Origin of the sequence: Vogesella facilis (genome assembly GCF_042648525.1) — a bacterium.
Classification (GTDB): domain Bacteria; phylum Pseudomonadota; class Gammaproteobacteria; order Burkholderiales; family Chromobacteriaceae; genus Vogesella; species Vogesella facilis.
This window is the reverse complement of record NZ_JBHRXN010000036.1, coordinates 110,662-110,938: the sequence shown is the minus strand read 5'-3', so window position 1 is coordinate 110,938 and position 277 is coordinate 110,662. Positions and strand designations below refer to the sequence as shown.

Sequence of the window (277 nt, the reverse complement as noted above, 5' to 3'; positions counted from 1 at the left end):
GCCGGCGTTGTCGCTCAGCGAATAGGTAATGGCTTGGCCACCGGCATCGGCATCGCTGGCGAAGGCGGTCAGGCCGACCGTGGCGCCGATGGCGGCGTTTTCCAGCACCAGGTTGGCCGCAGCATTGCTGTCGCTGGGGCCGACTACCGGGTTGTCGTTCACGTTGCCGACGTCGATGGTGAAGCTCTGGCTGTTGCTGGAGCCGTCGGCGCTGGTGGCCAGCACGGTGATGCTGTGGCTGCTGGCGGTTTCGTAGTCGAGTGCACCGGCCACCGTA

The 277-nt window shown here is 66.1% G+C and carries 1 protein-coding gene; it reads right to left on the bottom strand.

Annotation, left to right across the window (positions count from 1 at the left end):
- Positions 1-277, bottom strand: a 277-nt coding sequence (locus tag ACFOLG_RS15865) for a cadherin repeat domain-containing protein (protein WP_386093584.1), incomplete at both ends; no start/stop codon positions are given.